At 45.6% G+C, this 25,050-nt stretch carries 27 protein-coding genes; 15 read left to right on the top strand and 12 right to left on the bottom strand.

What is annotated here, in order from left to right:
• The first annotated feature begins 7 nt into the window (after window positions 1-7).
• The 8 genes from TSUB_RS20920 (at window position 8) to TSUB_RS20955 (ending at window position 8,476) form a co-directional block, all read left to right on the top strand.
• Window positions 8-490 carry a FixH family protein gene (locus TSUB_RS20920; RefSeq protein WP_087023723.1) on the top strand — a complete coding sequence of 161 codons (483 nt, stop codon included), beginning with the start codon at window positions 8-10 and terminating at the stop codon, window positions 488-490.
• Window positions 490-2,850, top strand: a complete 2,361-nt coding sequence (locus TSUB_RS20925; RefSeq protein ID WP_087023721.1) for a heavy metal translocating P-type ATPase — start codon at window positions 490-492, stop codon at window positions 2,848-2,850. Before TSUB_RS20920 ends, TSUB_RS20925 begins: the two co-directional genes overlap by 1 nt.
• Window positions 2,850-3,035 (top strand): cbb3-type cytochrome oxidase assembly protein CcoS, encoded by a 186-nt coding sequence (gene ccoS, locus TSUB_RS20930; protein ID WP_087023719.1) that lies wholly within the window; start codon window positions 2,850-2,852, stop codon window positions 3,033-3,035. Before TSUB_RS20925 ends, ccoS begins: the two co-directional genes overlap by 1 nt.
• Window positions 3,025-3,696 (top strand): sulfite exporter TauE/SafE family protein, encoded by a 672-nt coding sequence (locus TSUB_RS20935; protein WP_087023717.1) that lies wholly within the window; start codon window positions 3,025-3,027, stop codon window positions 3,694-3,696. Before ccoS ends, TSUB_RS20935 begins: the two co-directional genes overlap by 11 nt.
• A 67-nt stretch (window positions 3,697-3,763) precedes the next feature.
• Window positions 3,764-4,516 carry an FNR family transcription factor gene (locus TSUB_RS20940; protein ID WP_087023715.1) on the top strand — a complete coding sequence of 251 codons (753 nt, stop codon included), beginning with the start codon at window positions 3,764-3,766 and terminating at the stop codon, window positions 4,514-4,516.
• A gap of 148 nt (window positions 4,517-4,664) precedes the next feature.
• Window positions 4,665-5,612 (top strand): universal stress protein UspE, encoded by a 948-nt coding sequence (gene uspE, locus TSUB_RS20945; RefSeq protein ID WP_087023713.1) that lies wholly within the window; start codon window positions 4,665-4,667, stop codon window positions 5,610-5,612.
• 172 nt (window positions 5,613-5,784) lie between these two features.
• Window positions 5,785-6,699, top strand: a complete 915-nt coding sequence (gene ttcA, locus TSUB_RS20950) for a tRNA 2-thiocytidine(32) synthetase TtcA (protein ID WP_087023711.1) — start codon at window positions 5,785-5,787, stop codon at window positions 6,697-6,699.
• A gap of 298 nt (window positions 6,700-6,997) precedes the next feature.
• Entirely contained in the window at window positions 6,998-8,476 is a 1,479-nt protein-coding gene (locus tag TSUB_RS20955; protein ID WP_087023709.1) for a carboxypeptidase M32, read from the top strand.
• A 66-nt stretch (window positions 8,477-8,542) separates the two neighbouring features.
• On the opposite strand, the gene TSUB_RS20960 is transcribed toward TSUB_RS20955, so the two are convergent.
• The 7 genes from TSUB_RS20960 to TSUB_RS20990 all read right to left on the bottom strand — a co-directional run bounded on the left by TSUB_RS20960 (window position 8,543) and on the right by TSUB_RS20990 (window position 15,915).
• Window positions 8,543-10,090, bottom strand: coding sequence for a purple acid phosphatase family protein (locus TSUB_RS20960; protein WP_087023707.1), 1,548 nt, complete (start codon window positions 10,088-10,090; stop codon window positions 8,543-8,545).
• A 511-nt stretch (window positions 10,091-10,601) separates the two neighbouring features.
• A complete protein-coding gene (gene pepT, locus TSUB_RS20965) occupies window positions 10,602-11,840 on the bottom strand; it encodes a peptidase T (protein WP_087017484.1) in 1,239 nt (412 codons plus the stop codon).
• 203 nt (window positions 11,841-12,043) lie between these two features.
• Entirely contained in the window at window positions 12,044-12,598 is a 555-nt protein-coding gene (locus TSUB_RS20970; RefSeq protein WP_087017486.1) for a DUF2987 domain-containing protein, read from the bottom strand.
• Between the two features lie 35 nt (window positions 12,599-12,633).
• Entirely contained in the window at window positions 12,634-13,380 is a 747-nt protein-coding gene (locus TSUB_RS20975; RefSeq protein ID WP_087017487.1) for a glucosaminidase domain-containing protein, read from the bottom strand.
• Complete coding sequence (locus TSUB_RS20980) at window positions 13,380-14,168, bottom strand: DUF2189 domain-containing protein (RefSeq protein WP_087017489.1); 789 nt, start codon at window positions 14,166-14,168, stop codon at window positions 13,380-13,382. Before TSUB_RS20980 ends, TSUB_RS20975 begins: the two co-directional genes overlap by 1 nt.
• A 126-nt stretch (window positions 14,169-14,294) precedes the next feature.
• Window positions 14,295-15,011 (bottom strand): Sir2 family NAD+-dependent deacetylase, encoded by a 717-nt coding sequence (gene cobB / locus TSUB_RS20985; RefSeq protein WP_087017491.1) that lies wholly within the window; start codon window positions 15,009-15,011, stop codon window positions 14,295-14,297.
• A 379-nt stretch (window positions 15,012-15,390) separates the two neighbouring features.
• The gene (locus TSUB_RS20990; RefSeq protein WP_087017493.1) at window positions 15,391-15,915 is read right to left on the bottom strand and encodes a L,D-transpeptidase family protein; all 525 of its coding nucleotides are present in this window, start codon (window positions 15,913-15,915) and stop codon (window positions 15,391-15,393) included.
• A 483-nt stretch (window positions 15,916-16,398) separates the two neighbouring features.
• On the opposite strand from TSUB_RS20990, the gene mobA reads away from it, so the two are divergent.
• Window positions 16,399-16,959, top strand: a complete 561-nt coding sequence (mobA, locus tag TSUB_RS20995; RefSeq protein WP_087017495.1) for a molybdenum cofactor guanylyltransferase MobA — start codon at window positions 16,399-16,401, stop codon at window positions 16,957-16,959.
• Window positions 16,960-17,004: 45 nt separating this feature from the next.
• Here the strand turns inward: mobA and TSUB_RS21000 are convergent, their stop codons facing one another.
• Window positions 17,005-17,283 (bottom strand): hypothetical protein, encoded by a 279-nt coding sequence (locus TSUB_RS21000; protein WP_159064807.1) that lies wholly within the window; start codon window positions 17,281-17,283, stop codon window positions 17,005-17,007.
• 626 nt (window positions 17,284-17,909) lie between these two features.
• Between TSUB_RS21000 and TSUB_RS21005 the strand changes: the two genes are divergently transcribed.
• Complete coding sequence (locus tag TSUB_RS21005; RefSeq protein WP_087023547.1) at window positions 17,910-18,626, top strand: DUF3581 family protein; 717 nt, start codon at window positions 17,910-17,912, stop codon at window positions 18,624-18,626.
• Between the two features lie 54 nt (window positions 18,627-18,680).
• On the opposite strand, the gene TSUB_RS21010 is transcribed toward TSUB_RS21005, so the two are convergent.
• Window positions 18,681-19,022 (bottom strand): transcriptional regulator, encoded by a 342-nt coding sequence (locus TSUB_RS21010; protein WP_087023549.1) that lies wholly within the window; start codon window positions 19,020-19,022, stop codon window positions 18,681-18,683.
• Between the two features lie 274 nt (window positions 19,023-19,296).
• Here TSUB_RS21010 and TSUB_RS21015 point away from each other — a divergent pair, with 274 nt between their 5' ends.
• From TSUB_RS21015 to TSUB_RS21030, 4 genes are all read left to right on the top strand, one after another.
• Window positions 19,297-19,995, top strand: a complete 699-nt coding sequence (locus tag TSUB_RS21015) for a DUF2786 domain-containing protein (RefSeq protein ID WP_087023551.1) — start codon at window positions 19,297-19,299, stop codon at window positions 19,993-19,995.
• A gap of 39 nt (window positions 19,996-20,034) precedes the next feature.
• On the top strand, window positions 20,035-20,673 hold the full coding sequence (locus TSUB_RS21020) for an NERD domain-containing protein (protein WP_087023555.1): 639 nt from the start codon (window positions 20,035-20,037) through the stop codon (window positions 20,671-20,673).
• Window positions 20,639-20,824: a hypothetical protein gene (locus TSUB_RS21025; protein WP_087023557.1), complete on the top strand. Its 186-nt coding sequence runs from the start codon at window positions 20,639-20,641 to the stop codon at window positions 20,822-20,824. Before TSUB_RS21020 ends, TSUB_RS21025 begins: the two co-directional genes overlap by 35 nt.
• Before the next feature lie 183 nt (window positions 20,825-21,007).
• Complete coding sequence (locus TSUB_RS21030; RefSeq protein ID WP_087016520.1) at window positions 21,008-21,820, top strand: DUF2797 domain-containing protein; 813 nt, start codon at window positions 21,008-21,010, stop codon at window positions 21,818-21,820.
• Between the two features lie 48 nt (window positions 21,821-21,868).
• On the opposite strand, the gene TSUB_RS21035 is transcribed toward TSUB_RS21030, so the two are convergent.
• Together TSUB_RS21035 and TSUB_RS21040 are read right to left on the bottom strand one after the other, a co-directional pair.
• Window positions 21,869-22,099, bottom strand: coding sequence for a DUF3389 family protein (locus TSUB_RS21035; RefSeq protein ID WP_087016521.1), 231 nt, complete (start codon window positions 22,097-22,099; stop codon window positions 21,869-21,871).
• Window positions 22,096-22,527, bottom strand: coding sequence for a hotdog fold thioesterase (locus tag TSUB_RS21040; protein WP_087016522.1), 432 nt, complete (start codon window positions 22,525-22,527; stop codon window positions 22,096-22,098). Before TSUB_RS21040 ends, TSUB_RS21035 begins: the two co-directional genes overlap by 4 nt.
• A gap of 388 nt (window positions 22,528-22,915) precedes the next feature.
• Here TSUB_RS21040 and TSUB_RS21045 point away from each other — a divergent pair, with 388 nt between their 5' ends.
• Window positions 22,916-23,713: a M48 family metallopeptidase gene (locus TSUB_RS21045; RefSeq protein ID WP_087016523.1), complete on the top strand. Its 798-nt coding sequence runs from the start codon at window positions 22,916-22,918 to the stop codon at window positions 23,711-23,713.
• Between the two features lie 110 nt (window positions 23,714-23,823).
• On the opposite strand, the gene TSUB_RS21050 is transcribed toward TSUB_RS21045, so the two are convergent.
• The gene (locus TSUB_RS21050) at window positions 23,824-24,807 is read right to left on the bottom strand and encodes an OmpA family protein (protein ID WP_087016524.1); all 984 of its coding nucleotides are present in this window, start codon (window positions 24,805-24,807) and stop codon (window positions 23,824-23,826) included.
• Window positions 24,808-25,050: the final 243 nt, after the last annotated feature.

Consider the following 25,050-nt stretch of genomic DNA (forward strand, 5'->3'; position numbering starts at 1 on the left):
AATACATATGAAAAAGGCATGGTATAAGCAGTTTTGGCCTTGGTTTCTCATCGCCCTACCCACATCCGCTGTTGTCGCTTCTCTCGTCACCTTCTCTATCTTTAGCCAAAATAAAGTCTCTTTGGTTGCAGAGGACTACTACAAGCGCGGAAAAGCGATCAACATCGACCTTTCTCGTATCACGCTCGCCAATGAGAAGCGCATTCAAGCTTGGATTGATTTTGACACTCAATCCGGCGCAATTCGACTCAACCGCGGAGACCTAGACACCCATCCTACACTGCGTGCCATCTTTACCCATCGCACCCTAGCCGACAAAGATTTCACCTTGATGCTGAACCCCGATGCCAGCGGTATCTACCGTTTCCAAACTGACGCCGCACTCAGTGGTCCTTGGTTTATTGAAATTGAACCCTTTGATGCGACTTGGCTCCTTCAAAACAAAATCTACTTTCCGACAGCTGATACTGCAATTCACAAGGTAGATTGATGACTGAAGCTTGTTATCACTGCGGAGAGCCGATCCCAAAGAATTGCGAATACGAAGTCGAAATTCTCGGCGAAGTGCGCAGAATGTGTTGCCCGGGCTGTCATGCGGTTGCAAATACCATTGTGGCGAGTGGCTTGACTTCCTACTATGAGTTTAGAACCGAGAAAGCGGATCGCGCCGACCTTGTGCCCGAAGCACTGCAAACGCTACAACACTATGATTTAGAGGAAGTTCAACAAGATTTCGTCATAGGTTCGGAACAAAACAAAGAGGTGACATTGTCACTCGAGGGTGTCACTTGCGCTGCCTGTGCTTGGTTGATAGAGAAGAAACTCTACGAGTTAACCGGCGTCGTCAAAGTCATCGTCAACACGACGACACACCGTGCCGTCATTGGCTGGAAAAACGACACCGTCGCACTCAGTAAGATACTGCAAGCGATACACAGTTTGGGTTATCAAGCCGCTCCCTTTGCGGCTGACAGCCAAGAGCAGCATTACCATCGGACAATGAAGCAGTATCTCTACCGCATTGGGATTGCCGGGCTTGCGACTATGCAGGTCATGATGTTAGCCGTCGCGCTGTACTTTGAGGTTTTCAGTGATCTTGATGAGGCGTTTCGACACTATTTCCGTTGGGTCAGTCTCGTCTTTGCAACGCCTGTGCTGCTCTACTCTGCATTACCGTTTTACCTCAATGCTTGGCGCAATATTAAGGCGCGCAGTTTAGGTATGGATGTGCCCGTCTCCATTGCACTATTACTTGCCTATTTCGCGTCTTTGTTTGCAACAGTCAAAGGCACCGGCGAAGTCTTTTTTGAATCAGTCGCGATGTTTACCTTCTTTTTATTACTTGGCCGATTCTTAGAAATGCGCGTTAGGCGACAAGCGGCAGCAGCCAGTGCCAATCTGTTAAAACTGATCCCTACCATTGCAACCTTGGTCAATGGCGATGAGATTGCCGCCAAGCTCCTCAAAGCAGGCGACCGAGTACGCGTTTTACCAGGAGAAGCAATCCCAGCTGACGCTGTCTTAGTAAGCGGTGAAACGGAAGTTGATGAAGCCATGCTAAGCGGCGAATCCGCTCCGGTCAAAAAGTACATCGGCGACCTCGTCTATGCAGGTACTATCAACGGAGATGCGAATATTGAGTGTGAGATTCAACGGGACATTAAACATTCGATGATTAACACCATCGTTCGTCTACAGGATGAAGCGCAGCAATCCAAACCTCAAATTGCGGAACTCGCCGACAAGGTCGCACGTTATTTTGTTGTTGGCATATTAACGATTTCCGCAGCAACTTGGCTTTACTGGCATGGAGAGCGCCCCGACGACGCCTTTTGGATCATGTTGTCCGTACTCGTCGCGACGTGCCCTTGTGCACTCTCATTGGCCACGCCAACCGCACTGACGTGTGGCACGTCACAAATGAGTAAGCAAGGCTTGTTAGTGCGCAAAAGCCATGTCATCGAAACACTTTGCCATGTCAACCACGTCATACTCGATAAAACGGGCACCCTTACCGAGGGTAAAGTGACGCTCGCACGTACTCTCTGTTTTTCTCAAGAAACGGAACAAGCCGCGCTCCGAATCGCTGCAGGCCTAGAACAGTATGCCAATCACCCTATCGCCCGAGCTTTCAGCCCTTTTTTCGACGCTTCACTGCATTTTGAAGACGTCACCAACCACATCGGTGAAGGTCTAGAAGGTGTCATCGACCAGCAACAGTGGCGCATTGGTACATGGCACTTTGCCTGTCAAGGCGATTGCCCGAATCCAGATGTACAAGTCTGGTTAAGTTGCAATAGAGAGCTCGTTGCTGGCTTTGAATTAGAAGACCCGATTCGAGAAGAGAGCCCTGCTTTTATCCGTGCACTGCACGACAAAGGGGTCACTGTGACTATGCTTACAGGCGACCAATCACGCACCGCTGAGCAGGTTGCCCATCTGTTGGGCATTGATCGGGTTCAATCAGGCATGTCGCCAGAAGAGAAGTTTCGTTACTTGAAGTCACTCCCGGACAGCGAAATCACCTTAATGATTGGCGATGGCGTCAATGATGCACCGACCCTCGCTGGTGCCCACCTTTCAGTGGCGATGGGTGGTGGCACAGATATCGCTAAATCCTCCGCTGATATGGTCCTCCTTGGCGATCAATTGGCGAAAGTGATCGGGGCAAAAGAGATAGCGACCCGAACTCGGGATATCATCTGGCAAAATCTGCTATGGTCACTGGGATATAACGCCGTGATTCTTCCGCTTGCTGTCATGGGCATGGTCGCGCCCTATATTGCCGTTTTCGGTATGTCAGCCAGCTCGCTGATTGTTGTGACCAACTCATTGAGGTTAATGAAGTAATGGAAAGTCTCTATCTGTTAATTCCCATTGCCATCGTACTGGTTTGTGTTGCAGTCGGCATCTTCTTATGGGCAGTGAAAGCCGATCAGTTTGAAGATCTTGATCGACAAGGCTACTCCATTCTTTTTGATGAAAAAGAAAAACAGCCAGACGCAACAAACAAAGAGAAAAACCATGAACACTGATTGGGTGGCCGCTTTCACCATTGGCTTGCTCGGGGCTGGTCATTGTCTGGGTATGTGTGGCGGTATTGCAGCGGCCGTTACCATGGGGATCGGTCAGCAGCCTCGATCGCGATGGCTTTATCTTGCACTCTATAATATCGGCCGCGTATTCTCTTATACCTTGATCGGCGCACTATTTAGCGGAATCATTGCCAACATTGGCCATTTGAGCAACGCGTTTCCTTGGCTTGTCGCGTTGCGCCTCGTCGCTGCAGTCATGATGATCTTACTTGCTCTGCATGTTGCGCAAATTTGGCAAGGATTATTGACAGTTGAAAAATTAGGTCAGTGGATCTGGAAACCTATCGCCCCAATTGGTAACAAACTGTTACCACTAAGGCACCCACTTCAAGCCTTACCCTTTGGCATTGTATGGGGTTGGCTACCTTGTGGTTTAGTCTACTCGACACTTAGCCTAGCAACCTTAAGTGGCAGTGCAACTGGGGGGGCGGTCACTATGTTTGCCTTTGGTCTCGGTACCTTACCCGCCATGTTGTGTGTGGGTGCGCTTGCCGACCAACTACAAACCCTGCTCAAAAATAGCGCATTTAGGCGCATAAGTGCGCTAGCCCTGATAGGCTATGGTATTCATACCGGATATGTTGCATTGAGAATGATGTAAAAAATTGGTCAATTGCCTTTTTAGTGTGGTAAAATTTTGACTTATATCAATTTGGTTACCTAGGCTTATGATTTCAGACAAACTCTCTACCAAGCGTATTCAGTCGGGCGGTTGTGCTATCCATTGTCAAGATTGTAGTATCAGTCAGCTATGTATCCCTTTCACACTGAATGAATCTGAACTCGATCAACTCGATCAGATAATCGAGCGTAAGAAGCCCATTCAAAAAGGGCAAGAGCTATTTAAAGCAGGTACAGAGTTAAAGTCTTTGTATGCCATTCGTTCAGGAACGATCAAAAGCTACACCATTACCGAACAAGGTGATGAGCAGATCACCGCGTTCCATCTAGCTGGTGACTTAGTCGGTTTTGACGCCATTACTGACATGTCTCACCCGAGCTTCGCACAAGCACTAGAAACCTCTATGGTGTGTGAAATTCCTTTCGAAATTCTTGATGACCTTTCAGGTAAAATGCCGAAATTGCGTCAACAGATCATGCGTCTGATGAGTAATGAAATCAAAGGTGACCAAGAGATGATTCTCTTGCTATCAAAGAAAAACGCGGAAGAGCGTTTAGCGGCATTTCTTTACAACCTGTCGACACGCTTCTCGCAACGCGGCTTCTCACCACGTGAATTTCGTCTTACCATGACGCGTGGCGATATTGGTAACTATCTCGGCCTCACGGTTGAAACCATCAGCCGCCTTCTGGGTCGCTTCCAAAAATCCAGCATGCTAACAGTTAAAGGTAAGTACATCACCATTAACGACCACGATGAGTTAGCTCGCTTGGCCGGTAATGGGCCAGATAAAGAGTAATCCCTCTTACTGTTGAATATCTTATTAAGAAGTGACCTCAATGTTTTGCGTTAGGTCACTTTTCTTTTCTAAACTGACTCGAAATCTCTGCTAATTCATCGCGTATGCGTTAAAGTAAAACTACATGCTTTAGTGAGAGGATGCAGATATGAGTAAGTTTAACAAGATCTTAGTTGTTATCGATCCAGCTTCTGATCACCAACCCGCCCTATCCCGTGCGCTACATCTCGCGCGCAAATGTCCGGAAACGAAAATCACGCTTTTCTTGGCAATTTATGACTTTTCTTATGAAATGACATCCATGCTTTCTGCGGATGAGCGACAAGCAATGCGCAAAGGCGTGATTCAACAACGTGAAGCCTGGTTAGATGAACTCATCGAACAACCCGTTAAAGATGGCTTCGACATTGATCTTTGCGTGGTTTGGCACAATCGCCCTTATGAATCTATCGTCACCCATGTGATCACTGACAACCATGACTTGTTGATCAAAGCGACACATGAACACGACGCCATAGGTTCTATCATCTTCACACCAACAGACTGGCACTTGCTACGAAAATGCCCTTGCCCTGTCTTGATGGTGAAGGACCACAGTTGGCCTGAAAATAGTAAGATCGTTGCTGCGGTTAACCTCGCTTCCGATAGCGAAGATCACGATAATCTCAATGACAAAATCGTTGAGGAAGCGAAATGCTTCGCTGAAATCCTCAATAGTGAACCGGTATTGCTCAATACCTACCCATCAACGCCAGTCAACATTACCATTGAGCTGCCCGAATTTGATCCTGCATCCTACTCCGATGCTGTTCGAGGGCATCACCTCACGGCGATGAAGGCACTGCGTCAAAAACACGGTTTACCCGAAGAGCAAACACGCGTTGAAGAAGGTTTAGCCGAAGATGTGATTCCAGACGTCGCTAAGCAGCTCGATGCGGAGCTGGTCATTCTTGGCACGACAGGACGCACCGGTCTATCTGCGATCTTTATTGGTAACACTGCCGAACATACTATTGATAAGCTTAACTGTGACCTATTAGCACTTAAACCGCCCGGCTATATGAGTCCCTTAGACCCCAAGGTCCACGACCAATAGTATAACCCTCTAACGCCCCCTCTGTGGGGCGTTATTCTTCTCTGCGTAAACGCAGCATCAGCTCACTTTAAAATGCCTTTCCCTATTTACCTTCAAACCATTCCAAAATCTGATGGGATCGCTATAATGTTGCCCCTTCAACTCCCTCGATGTTGTGAACTCTGGTAGTAATATGAACGAAATGACAAAAGCGCAGCAGTATAACTTTAATAAGCTGCAGAAAAAGTTACGCCGTAATACCGGCCAAGCCATTGCCGACTTTAATATGATTGAAGAAGGCGACAAAATCATGGTTTGCCTGTCAGGCGGTAAAGATAGCTTTACCATGCTGGATATCCTGCGTAGCTTGCAAAAAAGCGCCCCGGTAAATTTCGAGTTGATTGCCGTCAACTTAGATCAAAAGCAACCGGGCTTTCCTGAGCATATCCTGCCAGAATATCTAGAATCAGAAGGCGTTAACTACATGATTGTTAACGAGGATACTTATTCTATTGTTCAGGATAAAATCCCTGAGGGTAAAACAACCTGTTCACTTTGTTCACGTTTACGTCGTGGCATTTTATATCGTACCGCCAAAGAAATTGGCGCGACAAAAATTGCCTTGGGTCATCACAGAGACGACATTCTAGAAACGCTTTTCTTGAATATGTTTTACGGTGGAAAAATGAAAGGCATGCCACCCAAGCTGGTGTCTGACAACGGCGAGCACGTCGTTATTCGCCCGTTAGCATACTGTCGAGAAAAAGACATCGAACGCTTTGCTGAAGCAAAGGCATACCCGATTATTCCGTGTAACTTGTGCGGCTCACAACCCAACCTACAGCGCCAAGTCATCAAAGAGATGCTTCGCGACTGGGATAAGCGCTTCCCTGGACGTATTGAGACCATGTTCACTGCGATGCAAAATGTCGTCCCATCACACTTAGTCGATTTTGATCTGTTTGACTTTAAGAGTATCAACAGCGACTCTGGTGTCATTAATGGGGGTGACATCGGCTTTGATAAAGAAGAGATGCAAGCACCATTGAATCCAGACGTAGAAGCGTTTGACCCAGGTGAGACCCTGAACGTCGTTCAAGTGCAATAACGTCCCTCTACGCTGATGGTTATCTATACTCAAGCACCTTTAGGTTGCTTGAGTATCATTAGCGCTCCCCTTCATCTTCTCTCCTGTTGCTTCACCAGCGATGCCCTCACCATGCTATCTCGCGCAACTAAAGAGCTAATCTACTGATGCTGCGACTATTTATTACAATTCTTGTCGCCACATTCCGCTATAATTAACGCCATCTTCGCTACGGTGAGCTTTCTCGTTATCTCATCGCGATATTCATCATCACATCATCTCAAATTAGCTATCTCGCCAGCAATTACAGGAGTATTTCATGGCTTATCAGGCGCTCTGTCAGCATTTCATTCGACTATCACGTTTTCACCATCTCGGGCTCATCTGTGGCTGGGATCAAGCGGCTATGATGCCTGCTGGCGGTCAACAAGCGCGAGCAGAAGCGATGGCAGAACTGCATAAGCTTACGCATCAACTTTTAAACGATCCCTCACTTGAGGATTGGTTTCGTAAAGCAAAGGATGAAGATCTGTCACTTCAAGATCAAATCAACCTGAAGGAGATGCACCGTGTTTGGCAACAAAGTACCCTGCTTCCAGAATCGTTAGTAGAAGCAAAATCGTTAGCAGGCTCCAAATGTGAGCACGCGTGGCGAACCCAACGACCTAACAATGATTGGAAAGGTTTTAGTAAGAATCTCGAGGCCGTATTAACGCTTTCGCGCGAAGAAGCGCAACTTCGCGCCGATGCGACAGGCGTCTCGCCCTACGAAGCGATGTTAGAGCTTTATGAACCGGGTATGACCACGGCAAAACTCGACAACTTGTTTGCCGATGTAAAAACCTGGTTGCCTAACCTTATTCAGACCATTACCGAGAAGCAAGCTCAAGAGCCGCTACTCATTCCAGAAGGACCTTTTGACACAAGTCAGCAAAAGGCACTTGGACTGGATGTCATGACGTTGCTTGGATTTGACTTCAATCATGGTCGATTAGACGTGAGTGCACACCCGTTTTGCGGCGGCGTACCCAGTGATGTGCGTATCACCACACGCTACGATATCAATGATTTCACCTCGACAATGATGGGTGTGATCCATGAGACAGGCCATGCACGATATGAACAAGGTTTACCTAAAGCATTCGCTGGGTTACCCGCAGGTGTCGCGCGCTCTATGGGAGTACATGAATCACAAAGCTTGTTCTTCGAAATGCAGCTTTCTCGCCACCCTGAGTTCGTCACCTCCCTTGCTCCTCGCATTCGCCAGGCGTTCGACCGTCATAACGATCCCGCGCTGAGTGCGGATAACCTCATCAAACTCAATACCCGTGTCAAACCGGGCTACATTCGCGTTGATGCCGATGAAGTCACTTACCCAGCACACGTTATTCTTCGCTACGAGATTGAACGCGCACTTATTGAAGGCGATTTAGAGGTTGCCGACTTGCCCGATGCTTGGGACGAAAAAATGCAGCATTATCTTGGCCTGTCAACCAAAGACAACTTCACTAATGGCTGCATGCAAGACATCCACTGGACAGACGGGAGCTTCGGCTATTTTCCAAGTTACACCCTCGGTGCCATGTATGCCGCACAACTGATGGCGAGTGTTGAAAAACAAGTCGATGTCGAACACTGCTTACGCACTCAGTCACTCTCACCGATTTTTGACTGGCTAAGCGATAACATTTGGTCTCAAGGTAGCTTACATTCAACAGACGATCTCATTCGCAATGCGACAGGTGAAACCTTGAATGCAGCGCACTTCGAAGCCCATTTAAGAAAACGCTATCTATAGCCCAAACCCGACAACGAAAAGAGCAGCCAACAGGCTGCTCTTGGTTAACGCTCCTCGAACGACACGTTATTTTGCCACTAAGGTAACTTCATCATCATAGACACGGCGTTCCCAGCCTGTAATCTCGCCGTCTTTACTCATTAGAGGGAAGACATAGACGGGGGAAATCACTGTTTGCCAAGCACCCGACTCATTTTGTGTCACGTTGACTTCAAGGTGACCGTAATGCTTACCGCCTTGGACAAGCTGTTTACCTTCCCAAACTTCAGGCGCATCGAGGTGAGCCAGATAGACTTGGTGAGGGTTGTCTAAATCAACGCTGTATTTTCCATCTTTACCAAAGTAAGGACCACGTAAGCCATCACCACCGATACCCACATCATAGAAATGAATGCCATCAACCAATGAATGCTCATACATTTCATCATGTCCCGCAAACACCGCATCAACACCATACTTAGCGAAGAGTGGCGTTAGCACTCGCACTGGCACCCCTGATTGATTGTCTTCACCGTTCTCAAACCCGTTTTCCCCCGTTGGGAAACCATGTGGTCCAACCGAGTAAGGGACATGGTGAAACTGAACAAAGGTAAACTGACTCTTCTCTTTTGCATCAGCAAGTTGCGCTTCTAACCATTGGTATTGCTCTGAGCCGGGATTGAAGTCCGGCGCCTCCAGTCCTTCTAAGCGCCAGTTAGTGTCTTTATCGGTTTTGTTTGGTTTACCATCTGATGTATCAATGGTGATAAAGGTAATAGGACCGTAATCCACACGGTAGTATCGCCCTTGGTGCTCTGCACGCTTTGCGCCATTATCTGGCAGATCAAAGTACGCCATGTAGCGATCAATGGCCTCTGCACTGAGGTCTGGCACATACTCTTTACGGCCACCATCTGGGCCTGGGTAATTTTCGTGGTTCCCGATAGCGGGCAAGATCGGTGTTGATGATGCGATTGCATTTAACTCACCAGCGTTATGACGCCAAAACTCATCCCAGTCACGTTGTTCATTCCCTGATTCAACAAGGTCTCCGGCTATGGCGATAAAGTCTGGGTTACGTTCTGCCATAACACGAATGTTTTCTTGATATCCAATCGTCTGGTCGACCAAGTATTGTCGGTTAAAATCGCCATAGGGTTCAGACCAACGGCGCGTGCGGCCAGTTGATTCTGGCTCAGTTTCCGAATCAGAGTAGACAACAAATCGAACGCTAGAGTCTGCGCTGGGTACCGTTTTGAATGTCCCCTCAAACACTTCTCCGTTTTGTGTCACTGAGTACTGATACTCTGTCCCCTCTTTCAGCCCCTCAACACGCACTTGATGAACAAAAGGTGTTTTCGCTAACGCTTTATCATCAAAGTACTTTTCAACTTCCGTTTTGTAATACGCGAGTTGCTCTGCTTTTAAAGGCTGCGACTGATGTACAACCGCTGCTGAACTACCAAGCAACTTGAGTTTCCCTGGCGCGTCATTATCGGTGAACCACATTATCGTCATCCCATCTTGACTAGGATTTTGTAAATACGGCAAAACACGAAATGCATCATTAATATCTGCCTGTACGTCGAGTGATAATGCAGATAATACAAGCAATGAAGTGCATAGTTTTTTCATAAATGTCCCTTATTATTAATCAGTGGTCAGCCAGCTATTAATCACACTATCAGCAAGATCTTTAGCAAACAGTGAACTACGTCATGTATTCACGGTAATTATAATGACGAACATTTAAATAATGTGACAGATACAATTAATTTAAATATTAACATGTGCGTATATGCTCAATGATTAATCAAATTAATTGCCTACCATTAAAAGCATTCGATAACAGGATGTTCAAAAAGCCCTTGCTATTCGCAATGACAAAACTACATTTAAAACAATAGCTTAAACCGTAAGTCTACCAATTAAATTAAAAGGTAATAAAAGTTCATCTTATATGTTTATAAATCACACAGAGACTTGATTCATATTTCAATCAAGTTGAGTTACACAACTCATCAATTCACCGCATTGGTTTGCATCATATAAGCAAGAGGCGTAAGTCAGTATTAGTAACCCAATGACAATAAAAAAGCCGCCATGCATTGCGCATGGCGGCTTTAATTGATAAATAAAGATCGATTTAACGGGCTCGTTCAGCCGTCAGTGTCGCAATATTAATAATGACATCGACCGCTTTCACCATACCTTCAATGGTGATGAACTCATGAATACCATGGAAGTTATAACCCCCAGTAAACACATTCGGACAAGGTAATCCCATATAAGATAAGCGCGCACCATCAGTACCACCACGAATTGGCTTAACCAGTGGTTCTACATCTGCCTGCTCCATCGCTGACTTAGCGATTTCGATAATATGGGGATATTGCTCCACTTGCTCACGCATATTTGCATAGTTGTCAGTGATCAATACGTCCACTTCACCGTGCTTAAACTTCTGACGAATTTGCGCTGCACACTGCTCAATATACGCCTTTCGAGTGGCAAGGCCTTGGGCATCAAAATCCCGCAAAATATAGTTAAGCGTTGCATTGGTTACCGATCCTGATTGCGTCGCTAGATGGTAAAACCCTTCATAGCCTTCGGTCGTTTCTGGCATTTCATCACGCGGTATCATCTGATGAAAATCACTAGCCATGTTCTGCGCATTCACCAATTTACTTTTTGCCGTGCCCGGGTGAACACTGATGCCTTTAAAGTTAATGCGTGCTGCTGCGGCATTGAAATTCTCGTACTGCAATTCACCCACAGGACCACCATCGATGGTGTATGCCCATTCAGCGCCAAAGCTTTCGACATCAAACTTATCCGCGCCTCGGCCAATTTCCTCATCAGGAGTAAACCCAATCCAGATGTCACCATGGAGCAACTCAGGCTTCGCTTTCAACAACGCGACCGCTGAAACAATCTCAGCAATACCGGCTTTGTTGTCTGCGCCCAGCAAGGTGGTGCCGTCCGTTGTGATTAAGTTATGCCCAATAAGGTTATGCAACTCGGGATAACGAATAGGCGACAGTACTTCATCTCCGATCCCTAAGGCGATGTCACCGCCTTGATAGTTTTCGACAAGTTGCGGTGTGACATTCGCTCCACTTGCGTCAGGCGCGGTATCCATATGGGCAATAAAGCCGATTGGTGAAACCGACGGGTGATCGTCCGGTAAATTGCTTGGAAGTTTTGCTATCAAGTAGCCGTTTTCATCGAGCGAAACCTCTTCAAGCCCAAGCGCTAGCAACTCTTCTTTAATTAAATTAGCTAGATTCATCTGCCCTGGCGTCGATGGGCAGCAAGACAACGCGGCATCAGACTGGGTGTCCACTTGGATATAGCGTAAAAAACGGGAAAGCAATTTTTCCATAACATCACTCGAATATAGTCAATCGTTGCAACATTATGGCGTGCTTGTTCCTATTTTGTTTTGCGTTCAGTCAGTAAATCCCGAGAATATCGAGTTAAATTGCTTAACGTTGGCGGATACTATTCCTTTCAACCATAAGCATCAGCACAAAAAAGGCCGCACTATGGGGTGCGGCCTAAATGATCGCTTGGCATGATCAGCGCTTACTGTTCAAAGGTTGCCGTCACCTTTACTGCATCTGTGATGCTCTCTGGTGACGGTGCCTCGGTAAACTGCTTCGTCACGTTGTTTGGAAAGTGATAAGTCAGCCCAGCTATCTCTGGCATAAAGAAACGACCTACGGAGCCAGAAAGCTTTTCATACAAGCCTTCAAACTGACGAGTGAGACTACTAAATGACGCGTCAGGGTTAAATGAAAGCACGTCAATGGAGACATCACACACAGTGTCTGACGTTTTTACGAAAGTCACATCTGGGTTTGCACGCCGTAAATGGCCGTCGATTGGAATGTGAAGTGAAAAATCATCAGGGACAACCAACGCTTCAAACTTCGCTTCTTTTTGCATCCATCCTTCAGTCCATTCGCATGTTTCACCCGTTTTGGGATCAATCAGATAGAATCGGACTTCTACATCGGGAAACATGTCGTCGGCATTATATTTCATCTTGCCGTAAAGTTCGCTATAGCGAAACTCGACATGCTCTGCAGCAGATCCAACAGCACTGAAAAGCGCGAACAACAACCACATCCCTTTCATACTTATCCTTTGATATTGCACTGTATTCGCTCGTCTCAAAACTCATTAGCAAAGAAACGCTTGTTTTGTCTTAGCATCGCTTGGATATCATTCACATACGCCATACCGCGCTCTGAGTATCGCTGTAAACCGAGCGTTAACTGCTTACTCTGTGTCACGGTATCAGTCGACGGATCAAGCGTTGCGCGTATATCTCTTAGCTCTTTATAAGCACGATTGCGATTAAGATTTAAAAAATACGCTGAAACTGAATCCGCTGGAGAAGCAAAGACCGCAACTTCATGACTCGCACCTGCACTTCGTGCGCTAGGCACTAAGCCACACCCCTGTTTATAGCACCATTGGCCAAAATAGTTGAAACCCTCTTTAGCGAAACGCGACGTGCCCCAACCAGACTCTTTCGCAGCTTGCACCAAAACAAGCGGGGCTGGGATAGTATCGACACGTAACAACATCTCCTCAAACCACGCATCATCAAGATTATCGGCAAATGGCAACTGATACTTCTCAGCCATCTCAGCAACAAAGCTAAACTCCTTACGGCTTAACCTTCCTTGTTGCGCATACTTTTCGGCCATGGGGACCAACTTGTCACGTTCTGCGGAGACCCGTTGATTTTCTGAGGCCACTAAAGGTGAAAAATAATCGAAGAAAGCGGATTTTTTCGTCTGCACGTCGGTGATGGCAGCAAAGTCAGGCAATGGCGTTGATGGCGCGTCTTTAGAGGTGTCGCACCCGAGTAGGCTCAGGGCGACAAACATGGCAATGGCGTATTTCTTCATTAAGCCTCAAAATGATCTTGTGGTGCATCGGATGCTTGTTTCGCGACAACCTGTAAGGTCACTCCGAAGAGCTCGCGATAAAGCACCCCTTTTACGTTGTAGTAAAACGGCATCACAATGAACAAACCTAAGCCATAAGTGGCAAGGCCAAGCATAAATAACACGCCAATCACGATAAAAATCGCTAACATTGGGACAATTTTTTTATTCACCGCTCGCAAAGATACCCACAACGCATGATGAGCAGGGAGTTTTTTCTCACAGGCAAGTAACATCGCAAAACTGAAAGCCATTGTAAGATATAGCCCGATAAAAGGCAGAAAGGAAGATGCAAGGCCTTGAATAGACGACATGAGCAACATCACTAGGGTCGCAGGGATAACCATGCTGAATCCCTTAAATAGATGTGTCGGACGAGTCGGTAAGCCAATCGCATGGCTTAAACCCATTAAGCTGATGCCCGCAACAAAAGGGCCACTCATAATTTCTTGCCAGAAGTTTGCAGAGACGAACGCATTCATCGCTTCTTGTGTAATACTGCCTGTATCCACCATCCCTTGAATAAGCGTCTCAAAGCCACCAAACTGAACTTCAATGGCAATGGCGAAAATGGTTATTTGAGCAACAACCATCAAAAAAATGGCGGGGACAAAACCAAGGAAGTGTTTAGTTGTTAGTCGCCATGCTTCGGAAAAGATCTTCACCGGGCTGATATCCACTTCACCTTTCAGTGCTTTTTCGACCGAGCCACCAAGATGAAAGCCATTATTAAATTGTTCTGAACTCATAACTTACTTATTTTGCAAACCAGAAGGCGACAGTATATACCCAATTACTTGGGAATACGCAGGATAACTCTAGGGAGCTGTGTGTTCGCTGACCGAACACACAGGAATGGACTAAACGACGCCAATTTACTCGCCGTTAAGAATGGCCGTGACAAACGCTGGCACTATCTCAGAGGCTTTACCGTAGCGTTTTTCTTCAAACTCACTTTCAACTTCACTTGGCTCGAGATTCAATTCAACAGTGTGCGCACCGCGAAGAGAGGCTTCGTGGACAAAACCTGCTGCTGGGTAAACCGCCCCGCTGGTACCAATCGAAATGAAAAGATCACAATGTGTCAATGCGTGATGAATACGATCCATACCAATTGGCATTTCGCCAAACCAGACAACATTCGGTCGTAAAGGGGCTGGAATTTGGCAACAATGACAATGATCATCGAGAGTAATGTCACCCTGCCATTCAATTGATTGACCTGACATATTGCATTGCGCCTTCAATAGTTCGCCATGCATATGAATGATTTTACTGCTTCCTGCTTTTTCGTGAAGATTATCAATATTCTGGGTAACGAGGGTAAATTCTCCATCAAGCGCCTTTTCAAGCTCTGCCAATGCGAAGTGTGCAGGGTTGGGATGGACTTCGCCGGAGTTTAATAGTCGACGGCGATCATTATAAAAACGTTGTACAAGTTCAGGATTACGACGATAGCCTTCCGGTGTCGCAACATCTTCTATGTGGTGATTCTCCCACAACCCGTCTTGGTCTCGAAACGTCTTAATACCTGATTCCGCGCTAATGCCGGCGCCAGTGAGTACCACAATATTCTTGTATTTTATCGACATGCTCTATCCCTTTAATACCTAACCTATTCCCCTGACTTTATACTCAAGTCACCTCAGGATGCTTGTTCAGCGAGAATTTCTAGGTTTGCGATCGAGGCACTGCTTTGAAGTTCTAGTCGACGACATCAAAAAGCGGTAACAAAGGTGGTAAGCTTAGAAAACGCGCCCTTCTGGGAGCGACAAGCGCCCCAATTTCTGCGTTAAATGTGTTCGAAAGAAGAAAGCCATTTCTTCACACCTTTACCTTGGTATCTTTACCTTGGCTTCGACACGCTAGTCAGCTTCTGAATCCTGCATCTTGAGGTGACTTGAGTATATATGGGAAATAACGAAATTCTCTGCGACATTGGTCGAATGTGTGATGCAGTTATCCAAACCACTAAGGCACAATCACGATTGGCGTATTAATGTCTACATGTTTAAAAAGGTACTGAATATCATCATCCGACATTGCAATACACCCTTCCGTCCAATCTTCCGATTGATAAAATGCCTCATCAAGCAACATGTTATTCGGTAAGCCATGCAGATAGATATCACTCCCTGAATCCAGATCGTAGCGCTCAGCAAAGACTTTATCTTTTTGGTTTGGATAATCAATGCGTAAACTGAGATGAAATCGACTAAAGCGATTTTTGGCCGAAATGCGATAGATACCTTCTGGTGTCCGCTTATCACCTCGCCACCGTTTAGGACCTTCAGGCTCGATTCCGAGCTTGATAGGTATAATTCGAACCACTTCTCCTGCTATATAGACATGAAGTTGGCGGTGTGACTTACTCACCCATAGTGACTCTATATCCGCACTCCGGACCTGAGTAGAACAAAAAACAGACAAGGCTACCAAGTACTTAGCGACCTTACATCGCCAAAACTCCCTGTCGTTACCACTAAAATGTGACATTAATATTAAAATTCCTTTTCGTCATAGACTCAACACGCCTTGATGTATATACTTCCAATATACGCTGTAATGCGTTTGTAATAATCTCATGTTAAGCCGTTGGAGAATGACTATGTCGCAGAATGAAATGATCAAAGACACCTCAGTAGGCCTTATTGGCAGAGTATGTAGCGTTGCACTTTGTGTGCTCCTCTTTGGCATTGTTGCCATGTAATAAGCAGTCGGGGCGATAGCCCCTGCTTTAGCGCTAGCGCAACACCTCGTCTCTTCGCGTTACTCCCTACTTTTTTACCAAATCGCTCGTTCTCTATCCACTGCCCAATTTCAAGTCGAGTTGACTTCACGCTAACAATCTCTTATCACTGTCTAAACTCAAGCCATCAAAAGATGCTTGTGCAACGAAAATTTCCAAATTTGCCAACGAGGCACGGTTTTGAAGTGCTAGTCGACTACATCCAAAAGCAGTAACAAAATAGGTTTACGATGACAAGTAGCAATAGCATAGCGTGGGTTATTTTGGCTGGTGGCGAAGGTCGCCGCATGAGATTTAAGAATAAAGGACTGCAACTCTTCCAAGGAAAACCTCTCATCTATCACATTTTTAAAAAGCTACAACGTCACACTGATGCTATTTACATCAGCTGCAACCAAGATATCGATACTTATGAACATTATGCTCCTACCATTCAAGACCACAGCAGCCAGAAACTTGGGCCTCTAGCGGGTATGAGCGCAGCTTTTCGACACTTGGATCATCAATGGATCGGCTTCCTACCTTGTGATTCACCGGGTATTCCCGATAGTTTGTTTTCCGCACTAGAAGGAAAGCGAGATGATGCGCCCGTTGTTATGGTAAAAACGCCGACACGTACCCACCCCGTTTTCTGTCTTATTAATCGTAAAATCGGTGACGAACTTTTTTCCTACCTCGTTGCCGGAGAGCGACGACTTCATCATGTTCTAACTAGCCATCCGCATCTGTACATCACGTTCCCAGACCACGGATTTACCAACATCAATACCCTTGATGATCTTCAAGCATAAAAAAAGGATGCCTATTGGCATCCTTTTCTCTAAAAAATCGAGAGATTACTTTTTTCCTGCTGCATTGTCGTTTTGCATCTTGATATAACTACCTAAATGCATTGAAGCAGGTTTACCTTTTAGAAAGTACGGAAGCTCTGAAACCGGTGTTTTCTTACTAGGGCTTTGCATGCGGACATACAAAGTGCGGAACATGTTTCGAGCGACGAGTTTACAGAATGCGTCCAGTAACGAGAAGAACTTCTTCATGAAACCGAGTTTGATCCACAGGCCAATTTGGCTCAACACGATAAACGCACCGACAGACCAATGAACTTCAATCATCAACTTTACCTCAAACATTCACATCATAAGTGGCAAGAATGCTAAGCACTCTTTTGTATGCCATTATTATCTCTCATTCACTGGTGATTATTCATCCCGCAACTTGTAACTAATTTACATTCATAAATTTTTCAATAGAGCCCAACAACTCAAAATTGAAAACTAAGATACCGCCCAAAATAACACCACAAAAACTTTAACATCTGTAAAACATTTACCCGCACATCTCAATTTTATCTACGCCCCATTAATTTACAGGCAAAGAGATGCAATATAAGACACTGTTTATTATACCTTTTACCTAGAAATTAAAATTAAAAACAAAATGCAACATATAAAACAAAAGGTTACATATTTGTAAATTCCACACAGAAAAACAAACCAACACAACAAACAGGTAATGTAATTTTCCAAAAATGAAATGTTTTAATTTGTTTCTGATAAATCACATAATTTACAACTTGAAACAAGTAGGGCAAATATTGTCCTGCGCATATTTTCATCATAATTGTGCAACCTGTTAACGGCATTATGAAAGGCTTTACTCTGCAATTCATCTGGATCGACCATTTGCCTGCACCACATCATGTACACTATGCGCAATGCAATAATTAGGTTAATTTTCAATGTTTTTAGCGCCGTACTTTACCCGCAACGAACAGAGCTGGCAGTTCTCTCGCCAACAAGCGAGCCACTTCGCAAAATACATAGCGGGAGACTTCAACCCTATTCACGATGAAGAAGCGAAACGCTTTTGTGTGCCGGGCGACCTACTCTTTTCGATGGTTTTAGCCAACCACGGCTTACACAAAAAAATGAAGTTTACCTTCTCTGGCATGGTGACCGAGAAGCAACACCTTCATATCAGCGAGTCAACGCCTGGCCAACTCGACCTCGTCGATGAAGCGGGCAAGGCATACTTACACGTAAATTATGAAGGTGAGTTGACACAAAACAGTGAACTCATCGAGCAAGTCACACGTAAGTATGTGCGCTTTTCAGGTATGAACTTCCCGCATATCATGGTGCCGCTGATGGAGTCTGCTCAATCGATGATCAACCCGGATCGCCCGTTAGTCATCTATGAGAGCATGGAAATAGAGTTCGATACACTTGAATTCAGCCTACCCGACGTTGAGCTTACTCAGTCTGATATTGAGGTTGATGGTAAACGTGGCTCAGTGACGCTAGGTTTCCGATTTAGCGAGAATGGCAAAGAGATTGGCCATGGCCGTAAGGTGATGCGAATGAGTGGATTGAAGCCCTACTGTGCGAATGCAGTGGACGACTTAGTGAATGAGTTCAACAGCCGTAAAGCCTCTTTCTTAGAGTCTGTTGCGTAACACTGACGCAGTTCCTATACCCCAATAAAAACGCTGCCTTGTTGGCAGCGTTTTTTATTGGGGCGGATAGTACTCCACAACGATCTCATTTCCGTGCGCATATATCTGCTGAATGTCGCCTTCTACCACCATTTTGCTCTTGAGGAGCATCCTTTCGCCATTATGGTGAGCGTGCTGAAGTGAAGGAATAACGACAATCGGATTTATACACATTTGATCGCAAAAATGATTGATAAAGGTGCGATTAAGCGGCTCCTTTCCAGACAACAGTGCCGCAAACTCTGACTGCGTCATCTCTAGCCGCTTCGCCATCTCCATCTGCGTCATACGCATTTTTGCTTTTTGTGACATCCAAATAGCATAGAGCGCTTGTCTGTCTTGTTCTGTAAATCCCATCTCACTCTCTCTACTGGGCAATTAACCAAATTTTACGCTTGATTAGACAACAATGTTGCCAAGTACATCGCCTTATTACTCGAACGAACTTCAATATACTTTGATGCGACGCAGCTTTTGTCAGCGTCAAGTGAAACCTTGTCATGACGCTTTTAGCGTTGGTGTTTTAACCCGCGCCACTGTTCTTATCTTTACAGAAGTTGCTCACAGGTATTTGGGTATAGCCCAGAGTTTGGTAAAATGTCCGGTCTGTTTCGCCAGCTAGAGAGTTTTTATGTCTGACCAAAGACGCAAAGCACTAAAAAAGATTGCCAAATGCCTTGAGCTTGGTAACTCAGCGAATGTCAATGAGGCTGCGCAAGCGATAAAAATGGCGCACCGCCTGATGCTCAAATATGGTCTGGACAAAGAAGACATTGAGCTGATTCAGATGGGTAAAACGGTCTCTCAAACCCTCTTACCCACAGATGTAAGCGCACAAATATTAAAAATCATCCGTGGCATCAATCGCAAGTTTGGTGTGGAGTGTGTCTTAACCAATCACAAAGGCTTGAAGAAGGCAGAGTTTATCGGGGTCGCGGAGCGCGCTATTTTCGCTGCGTTTGCGTTTGACGTCGTCTATCGTGAAATGAACCAACAAACGGGCCAGTTTAGAAACAGTTTTGCCGGCACTGGCACCGACACGGTGACAGTTAACCGTCGTGTCTCTTCCTTTCTCTCGGGTTGGTTAGAAGGTGCGATCGAGAAGCTCCCAGAGCTCAACAGCAACGATGATTACAATAACAAAATTAAAAACTATATTGATCGAGAGTTCGAAAATGTCGATCGAGAAACCTTCAAGCAACAACTCAAAGAAGCCATGGCCGCCCTCACCGATGACTATGAAAAAGGGATGAAAAAAGGCCGCTCCATTCGCATTAATCAGCCAGTGGGTGGGACAGGCCCTGCGGATATCAAACGCCTAAATGGATAAGTGCTAAGATTACTCTTATACTTGTAGGAGTAATCTGAATTGGAACTCGGTCTTTGGCTACTCATCAGTCCAATCGCAGTGCTGTTGGCTTATCTCATCAAACAGCCTTCAGCACAGCTCTATCACGCCGCCAAACAGCGTTACTTCCTGCTCAAGATCCACCTTTACGCACGTCGCACTCATGGTGCATTACTAAAAACGGTCTCAATCAGAAACGCGCCTGACTGTATCGACTATGTAATCATTAACAATCAAGGGTTGTTTTGCTTTTCATACCATCAATGGCAAGGTAAGTTATTCGGCGATCTGCGCGCGCCGCAACTGACGATAAAAACAGGCCGAAAGACCTACCGTTTTGATAACCCCGTTTTTCAGTGGCACTACATCAGCAATGCGGTCAAAGGGGTCCTTCCTCATCGCCAACACATATCGATTTACCATTTACCCTTTTTTATCAATGCCCGCCCCATTTCACTTCAATCAGAATTTTATTTCTCAATTAAGCAACTAATGACATATATTAGTACTAGGCCTACCCAGCTTAACCACTATGATGTCGCAGTGTGCTTGGAAGCAATTTACCAACACTGTAGAGTTGAAAAAGCGTGGCTTTCAAAACAACTCAAAATAGAAGGAATACGCAATGACAAAAGAAGCCATGATTGCCGTTTACCATGATGGTTTTGTGGAGTGTGCTTGTTTATGCGATGACAATAACGCTGACGCCTGGCGACAAGAAATGATTGCTTCGGGCTATACCATCTTGGTAGTTAGCAAAGAAAAAATGAACACGTTGATTTTTACCGTTTTACCCGAAGGAACTTATTGAGTATCTCATTTTTTTAATCTCTATTAGTTATAGTGCATTAGCATACCTTATCCTTCCGTAAGCTCTCCCCAAACCACCATGTAGGTCAAATTTGGTGATGATCCAACCTATCAATCGCCACTGCCATGCATTTCGCTAAAGGCGGTGCTAAGATCACGCTACAAAAACATAAAGAGTAATGTCATGAAAGGAACCATCAATAAGCTTCGCTCAACCTTGGGCGAACAGGTCGATTATTATTTACCGATCGGCGACGAGAGCGTCCACCTAAACCCCTTTATTGGTCAATCTATCCAGTTTCAGTTTACTGGCAATATATACTGCGATGCATGTGGTACCAAAACCAAGAAGAGTTACTCTCAGGGCCACTGCTTCAAGTGCATGAAAACGCTTGCCCGCTGTGATATGTGTATTATGAAACCAGAAACCTGCCACTACGATAAAGGCACTTGCCGTGAGCCTGACTGGGCAGACACGTTTTGTATGACTGCGCACTATGTTTATCTATCAAACACCTCTGGCGTTAAAGTCGGGATTACACGCGAAAATCAAATTCCTACACGCTGGATCGATCAAGGCGCGACGCAAGCCCTCCCTATTATGAAAGTAAAGAGTCGTTTTCTTTCTGGTCTTATTGAGGTAGAACTCGCAAAATCTATCGCCGATAAAACAAACTGGCGAGCCATGCTCAAGGGAGAAAGCGTTGAACGCGATCTACAAACTATTGCCAAAACCTTAATCGAAAGCATCGATGTCGAGTTGGATAACCTAAGAGCACAGTTTGGTGAAGACGCCATCGATATCTTATCGGATGACATGGTCGACATTCATTACCCTGTCACGCAATATCCAACCAAGATTACCTCGCACAACTTAGACAAAAACCCTGTTGTCGGAGGTGTTCTGCAAGGCATCAAAGGTCAGTACTTGTTGCTCGATACTGGCGTTATTAACATGCGCAAGTTTACAAGCTATGAAATTGAGTGGCAGAGTTAAACTGACTGCAACTTGCGTATCGAAGACACGGCCCATAGCGGGCTGTGTCTACAAGAGTTCAATACTTGCTAGCTCCGCTAGGGTCACTAGCTGCTCTTCATTATCAAGTTTCATCGACCATTCAGCCCCGCTACCGCGCACTGCTATCACTTTTGCAGCTTGATATAAGAACACCGTGTCGATTGCAGCTTTCAATGTTAATGCAGTTTCATCATTGAACTTTACAACCACTTCATGCGGCGTAACGTAAATATCGCCTCGACTAAATGCTAGCTTCATTTATCACCCTTTCGCGAGCGAACCATCATGGTTAGACGGCTCGTACACACAAGGTTGCCACTTTCATCAGAAATCGCAATTGACCAAACCTGAGTCTGCTTGCCCAAGTGAACAGGCTCGGCTTTAGCAAAAACGCGTCCAGCGCGCATGGCCTTGAGATGGTTGGCATTGATATCTAAGCCCAAACAGTAGAAGTTTTCATCGACTGCCAAATTGGCCGCCATAGAGCCCACCGATTCTGCCAACGCAACGGATGCGCCGCCATGTAACATACCAAGTGGCTGATGGACCTGACTGTTGACCGGCATACTCGCAGTGAGAGAACTGTCATCGAAGCCAGTATATTCAATCTGCAAGGTTTCCATTAAGGTATTCTTGTTTGTCGCATTGAGTTTTTCTAACGACATTTCGCGTTGCCAAATGGCCATAAACTCTCCTAAATCACAGTTTGAACCGCACACTGTATACTTAAGCAAACCACGTACTTCAGTAATCTTGAGGTGCTTGAGTATATACGCTCGCCGTCCGATTAGATACGCTCTACTTCTCGTCTCTGCCGCTGTTTATCCGCCGTTTGGTCCAACTGATGACTTTGCGGTCACAACTAGAGTTAATCGACGAGATGCGCCCAACGTCCCGATATCTACGTCCAATGTGAAAACCTTTCCTCCCCACCTTTTTAATTTGCTTTGCCGCGCTAGTCTGCTTCTGAATCCTGCACTTAGCAGTAGGTTGAGTATATAATTAGGGAATAACCTGATCGCCAACCCCCTAGATCACTCGACTTTGCAGACGTTGTTAAGGAAAAGCTCAAACATGCAATGGAAAACAACCCTCAGTGCCCTCGTAATCAGCAGCTTGATGGCAGGGTGCGCACAATCCCCGACCGGGCGAAATCAAGTCCTGATGTTTTCTTCTGATGAAATGTCATCGTTAGGTGCGCAATCATTTGAACAAATCAAACAACAAGAAAAAATTTCAAAAGATCCAACTCTCAATCGCTATGTGCAGTGCGTAACAAAATCAATTACCGACGTTGTTGGCCCGCAGGCAGGCTTTGATGAGTGGGAAGTCGTTGTCTTTGAGAGTGATCAAGTCAATGCATTCGCGCTACCTGGTGGCAAGATTGGCGTATACACTGGCTTGCTTGACGTCGCGCAAACACCAGATCAACTCGCGAGTGTCATCGGCCATGAGATTGGCCATGTCCTTGCGGAACACTCCAACGAGCGCCTTTCCCGAACGCAGTTAGCAGGGTTAGGCATGCAAGTCACCAGTATTGCCATCCAGGGTTCAGGCTATGGTGAGTATCATGACTTAACGATGGCCGGCCTCGGCCTTGGCGTGCAATTTGGCGTGCTCATGCCGTATGGTCGCGCCCAAGAAACCGAATCAGATATCATCGGCGTCCGCTTAATGACAGAAGCTGGCTACAATCCTAACGAGAGTGTCGCACTTTGGATAAACATGGCGAGAAAGAGTAATGGAAATCAACCGCCTGAGTTTATGTCTACGCACCCCTCTCATTCAACGCGCATTGACGACTTAAATAGTGAAATCGCTCAATTACCACCATACCAGACCCAAAAACCACAATGCCGTCGCCCAAGTTAAAAAATGCGTCCATTGAATCTATAAACATGTAAGAGCTAGACAAAAAACAGCCATAAAAAAACGCACCCAAAGGTGCGTTTTTTGCCAATAGCATCAATACTCATCGATTTCTATTTTTCGTAAGAGAAACCTGGTGTAAATACTTCTACACGACGGTTTTGTTGACGACCTTCGTCTGTCTCATTTGTCGCAATAGGTTGCTCTTCGCCACGACCTTCAATGAAGATACGGCTTTCTTCGATATTAAAGTATTGCTCCAAGTACGCTGCAACCGTTGTTGCACGCTTCTCAGACAGTTTTTGGTTATACTCAGCAGAGCCACGTGAATCAGTATGGCCGATAACGTATAACTGCGAATTCGGGTAAGTACGTAGACGCTCAGCTACTGGCACCAGTTTCTGTACGTCATCTTGCGTCAATTCGCCGCTGTCAAACGCGAAGTAAAGGTTACGAGTGATTGGCTCAACTTCAACAATCATCGGCTCAACTGGCATTGGTTCCGGCTCTGGCTCTGGCTCAGGCATTGGTGCTGGCTCTACTGGCATAGGCTCTACACCACCAAAGTTATACACTAAGCTCAGCCCCCAAAAATGCGCGTCTGCCTCAATCATGTCGGCGTAGTACTGATACTCCAGACGTGTTGATAGATCATTGTTAAAGAAGTACTCCAGACCTGCACCCACAGTGGTTGCCCAACCGTCGCGGCCTGTGTAACCCGTTGAAAGGCCTGATGCCTTATTGTCAAAGCGGAAGCCACCAAACTTACCGAAGATTTCAGTATTCTCAGTGAGGTCCCAAGACGCTTTACCGACGATATCGAAACCATCAATATCCCAAGTTACGCCAGAAAGCTTCGCTTCACCCAGATCGGTGTAGCCCGCCTCGATTGCGAACCAAGGTTTGAAGTTATAACCAAAGAACACACCACCAGCGATACTGTCACGATCTTCAAATTTAAAGACATCATTGTAGGCTGCGTCAGTATAGTGTGCGTTACCAACTCGCGCACCAACGTACCATGGTTGCGACTGCTCTGCGATTGCAGAGAAAGCCATTAAAGCTGTTAAAGGTAGAACGCTATATTTTAATTTCATGCCTAACATCCTTTTCGCCACTACTCAATTTCAATAGAAGTCTGATAGAACCATTTCATTTATTTGAATGATAATAGTGGATATCAACATGAATCCAGCTACCAAACTGTATGCATTATAATACGTTTTTAAAATTTTTGAATATTTGAATTAAATATAATTTGAAAAAATATCCCTCAAGGATATTAACAACTTAGCATATAGGAAACGAAATAGTTCCTTTTCTGGTCGATTAGTCTAACT

Source organism: Thaumasiovibrio subtropicus, from assembly GCF_019703835.1.
Taxonomy (GTDB): Bacteria; Pseudomonadota; Gammaproteobacteria; order Enterobacterales; family Vibrionaceae; genus Thaumasiovibrio; species Thaumasiovibrio subtropicus.

What these genes read in the sequence shown, in the direction of transcription:
- pepT (WP_087017484.1), bottom strand. Translation starts at nt 11,840, where the DNA reads ATGGAAAAATTGCTTTCCCGTTTTTTACGCTATATCCAAGTGGACACC.
- TSUB_RS20990 (WP_087017493.1), bottom strand. Translation starts at nt 15,915, where the DNA reads ATGTCACATTTTAGTGGTAACGACAGGGAGTTTTGGCGATGTAAGGTC.
- TSUB_RS21010 (WP_087023549.1), bottom strand. Translation starts at nt 19,022, where the DNA reads ATGGGATTTACAGAACAAGACAGACAAGCGCTCTATGCTATTTGGATG.
- TSUB_RS20970 (WP_087017486.1), bottom strand. Translation starts at nt 12,598, where the DNA reads ATGAAAGGGATGTGGTTGTTGTTCGCGCTTTTCAGTGCTGTTGGATCT.
- TSUB_RS20940 (WP_087023715.1), top strand. Translation starts at nt 3,764, where the DNA reads ATGATTTCAGACAAACTCTCTACCAAGCGTATTCAGTCGGGCGGTTGT.
- TSUB_RS21005 (WP_087023547.1), top strand. Translation starts at nt 17,910, where the DNA reads ATGTTTTTAGCGCCGTACTTTACCCGCAACGAACAGAGCTGGCAGTTC.
- TSUB_RS21045 (WP_087016523.1), top strand. Translation starts at nt 22,916, where the DNA reads ATGCAATGGAAAACAACCCTCAGTGCCCTCGTAATCAGCAGCTTGATG.
- TSUB_RS21015 (WP_087023551.1), top strand. Translation starts at nt 19,297, where the DNA reads ATGTCTGACCAAAGACGCAAAGCACTAAAAAAGATTGCCAAATGCCTT.
- TSUB_RS20920 (WP_087023723.1), top strand. Translation starts at nt 8, where the DNA reads ATGAAAAAGGCATGGTATAAGCAGTTTTGGCCTTGGTTTCTCATCGCC.
- TSUB_RS21025 (WP_087023557.1), top strand. Translation starts at nt 20,639, where the DNA reads ATGACAAAAGAAGCCATGATTGCCGTTTACCATGATGGTTTTGTGGAG.
- TSUB_RS21050 (WP_087016524.1), bottom strand. Translation starts at nt 24,807, where the DNA reads ATGAAATTAAAATATAGCGTTCTACCTTTAACAGCTTTAATGGCTTTC.
- TSUB_RS20980 (WP_087017489.1), bottom strand. Translation starts at nt 14,168, where the DNA reads ATGAGTTCAGAACAATTTAATAATGGCTTTCATCTTGGTGGCTCGGTC.
- cobB (WP_087017491.1), bottom strand. Translation starts at nt 15,011, where the DNA reads ATGTCGATAAAATACAAGAATATTGTGGTACTCACTGGCGCCGGCATT.
- mobA (WP_087017495.1), top strand. Translation starts at nt 16,399, where the DNA reads ATGACAAGTAGCAATAGCATAGCGTGGGTTATTTTGGCTGGTGGCGAA.
- TSUB_RS20925 (WP_087023721.1), top strand. Translation starts at nt 490, where the DNA reads ATGACTGAAGCTTGTTATCACTGCGGAGAGCCGATCCCAAAGAATTGC.
- TSUB_RS20975 (WP_087017487.1), bottom strand. Translation starts at nt 13,380, where the DNA reads ATGAAGAAATACGCCATTGCCATGTTTGTCGCCCTGAGCCTACTCGGG.
- ttcA (WP_087023711.1), top strand. Translation starts at nt 5,785, where the DNA reads ATGAACGAAATGACAAAAGCGCAGCAGTATAACTTTAATAAGCTGCAG.
- TSUB_RS20960 (WP_087023707.1), bottom strand. Translation starts at nt 10,090, where the DNA reads ATGAAAAAACTATGCACTTCATTGCTTGTATTATCTGCATTATCACTC.
- TSUB_RS21040 (WP_087016522.1), bottom strand. Translation starts at nt 22,527, where the DNA reads ATGGCCATTTGGCAACGCGAAATGTCGTTAGAAAAACTCAATGCGACA.
- TSUB_RS21000 (WP_159064807.1), bottom strand. Translation starts at nt 17,283, where the DNA reads ATGATTGAAGTTCATTGGTCTGTCGGTGCGTTTATCGTGTTGAGCCAA.
- TSUB_RS20935 (WP_087023717.1), top strand. Translation starts at nt 3,025, where the DNA reads ATGAACACTGATTGGGTGGCCGCTTTCACCATTGGCTTGCTCGGGGCT.
- uspE (WP_087023713.1), top strand. Translation starts at nt 4,665, where the DNA reads ATGAGTAAGTTTAACAAGATCTTAGTTGTTATCGATCCAGCTTCTGAT.
- TSUB_RS21035 (WP_087016521.1), bottom strand. Translation starts at nt 22,099, where the DNA reads ATGAAGCTAGCATTTAGTCGAGGCGATATTTACGTTACGCCGCATGAA.
- TSUB_RS20955 (WP_087023709.1), top strand. Translation starts at nt 6,998, where the DNA reads ATGGCTTATCAGGCGCTCTGTCAGCATTTCATTCGACTATCACGTTTT.
- ccoS (WP_087023719.1), top strand. Translation starts at nt 2,850, where the DNA reads ATGGAAAGTCTCTATCTGTTAATTCCCATTGCCATCGTACTGGTTTGT.
- TSUB_RS21030 (WP_087016520.1), top strand. Translation starts at nt 21,008, where the DNA reads ATGAAAGGAACCATCAATAAGCTTCGCTCAACCTTGGGCGAACAGGTC.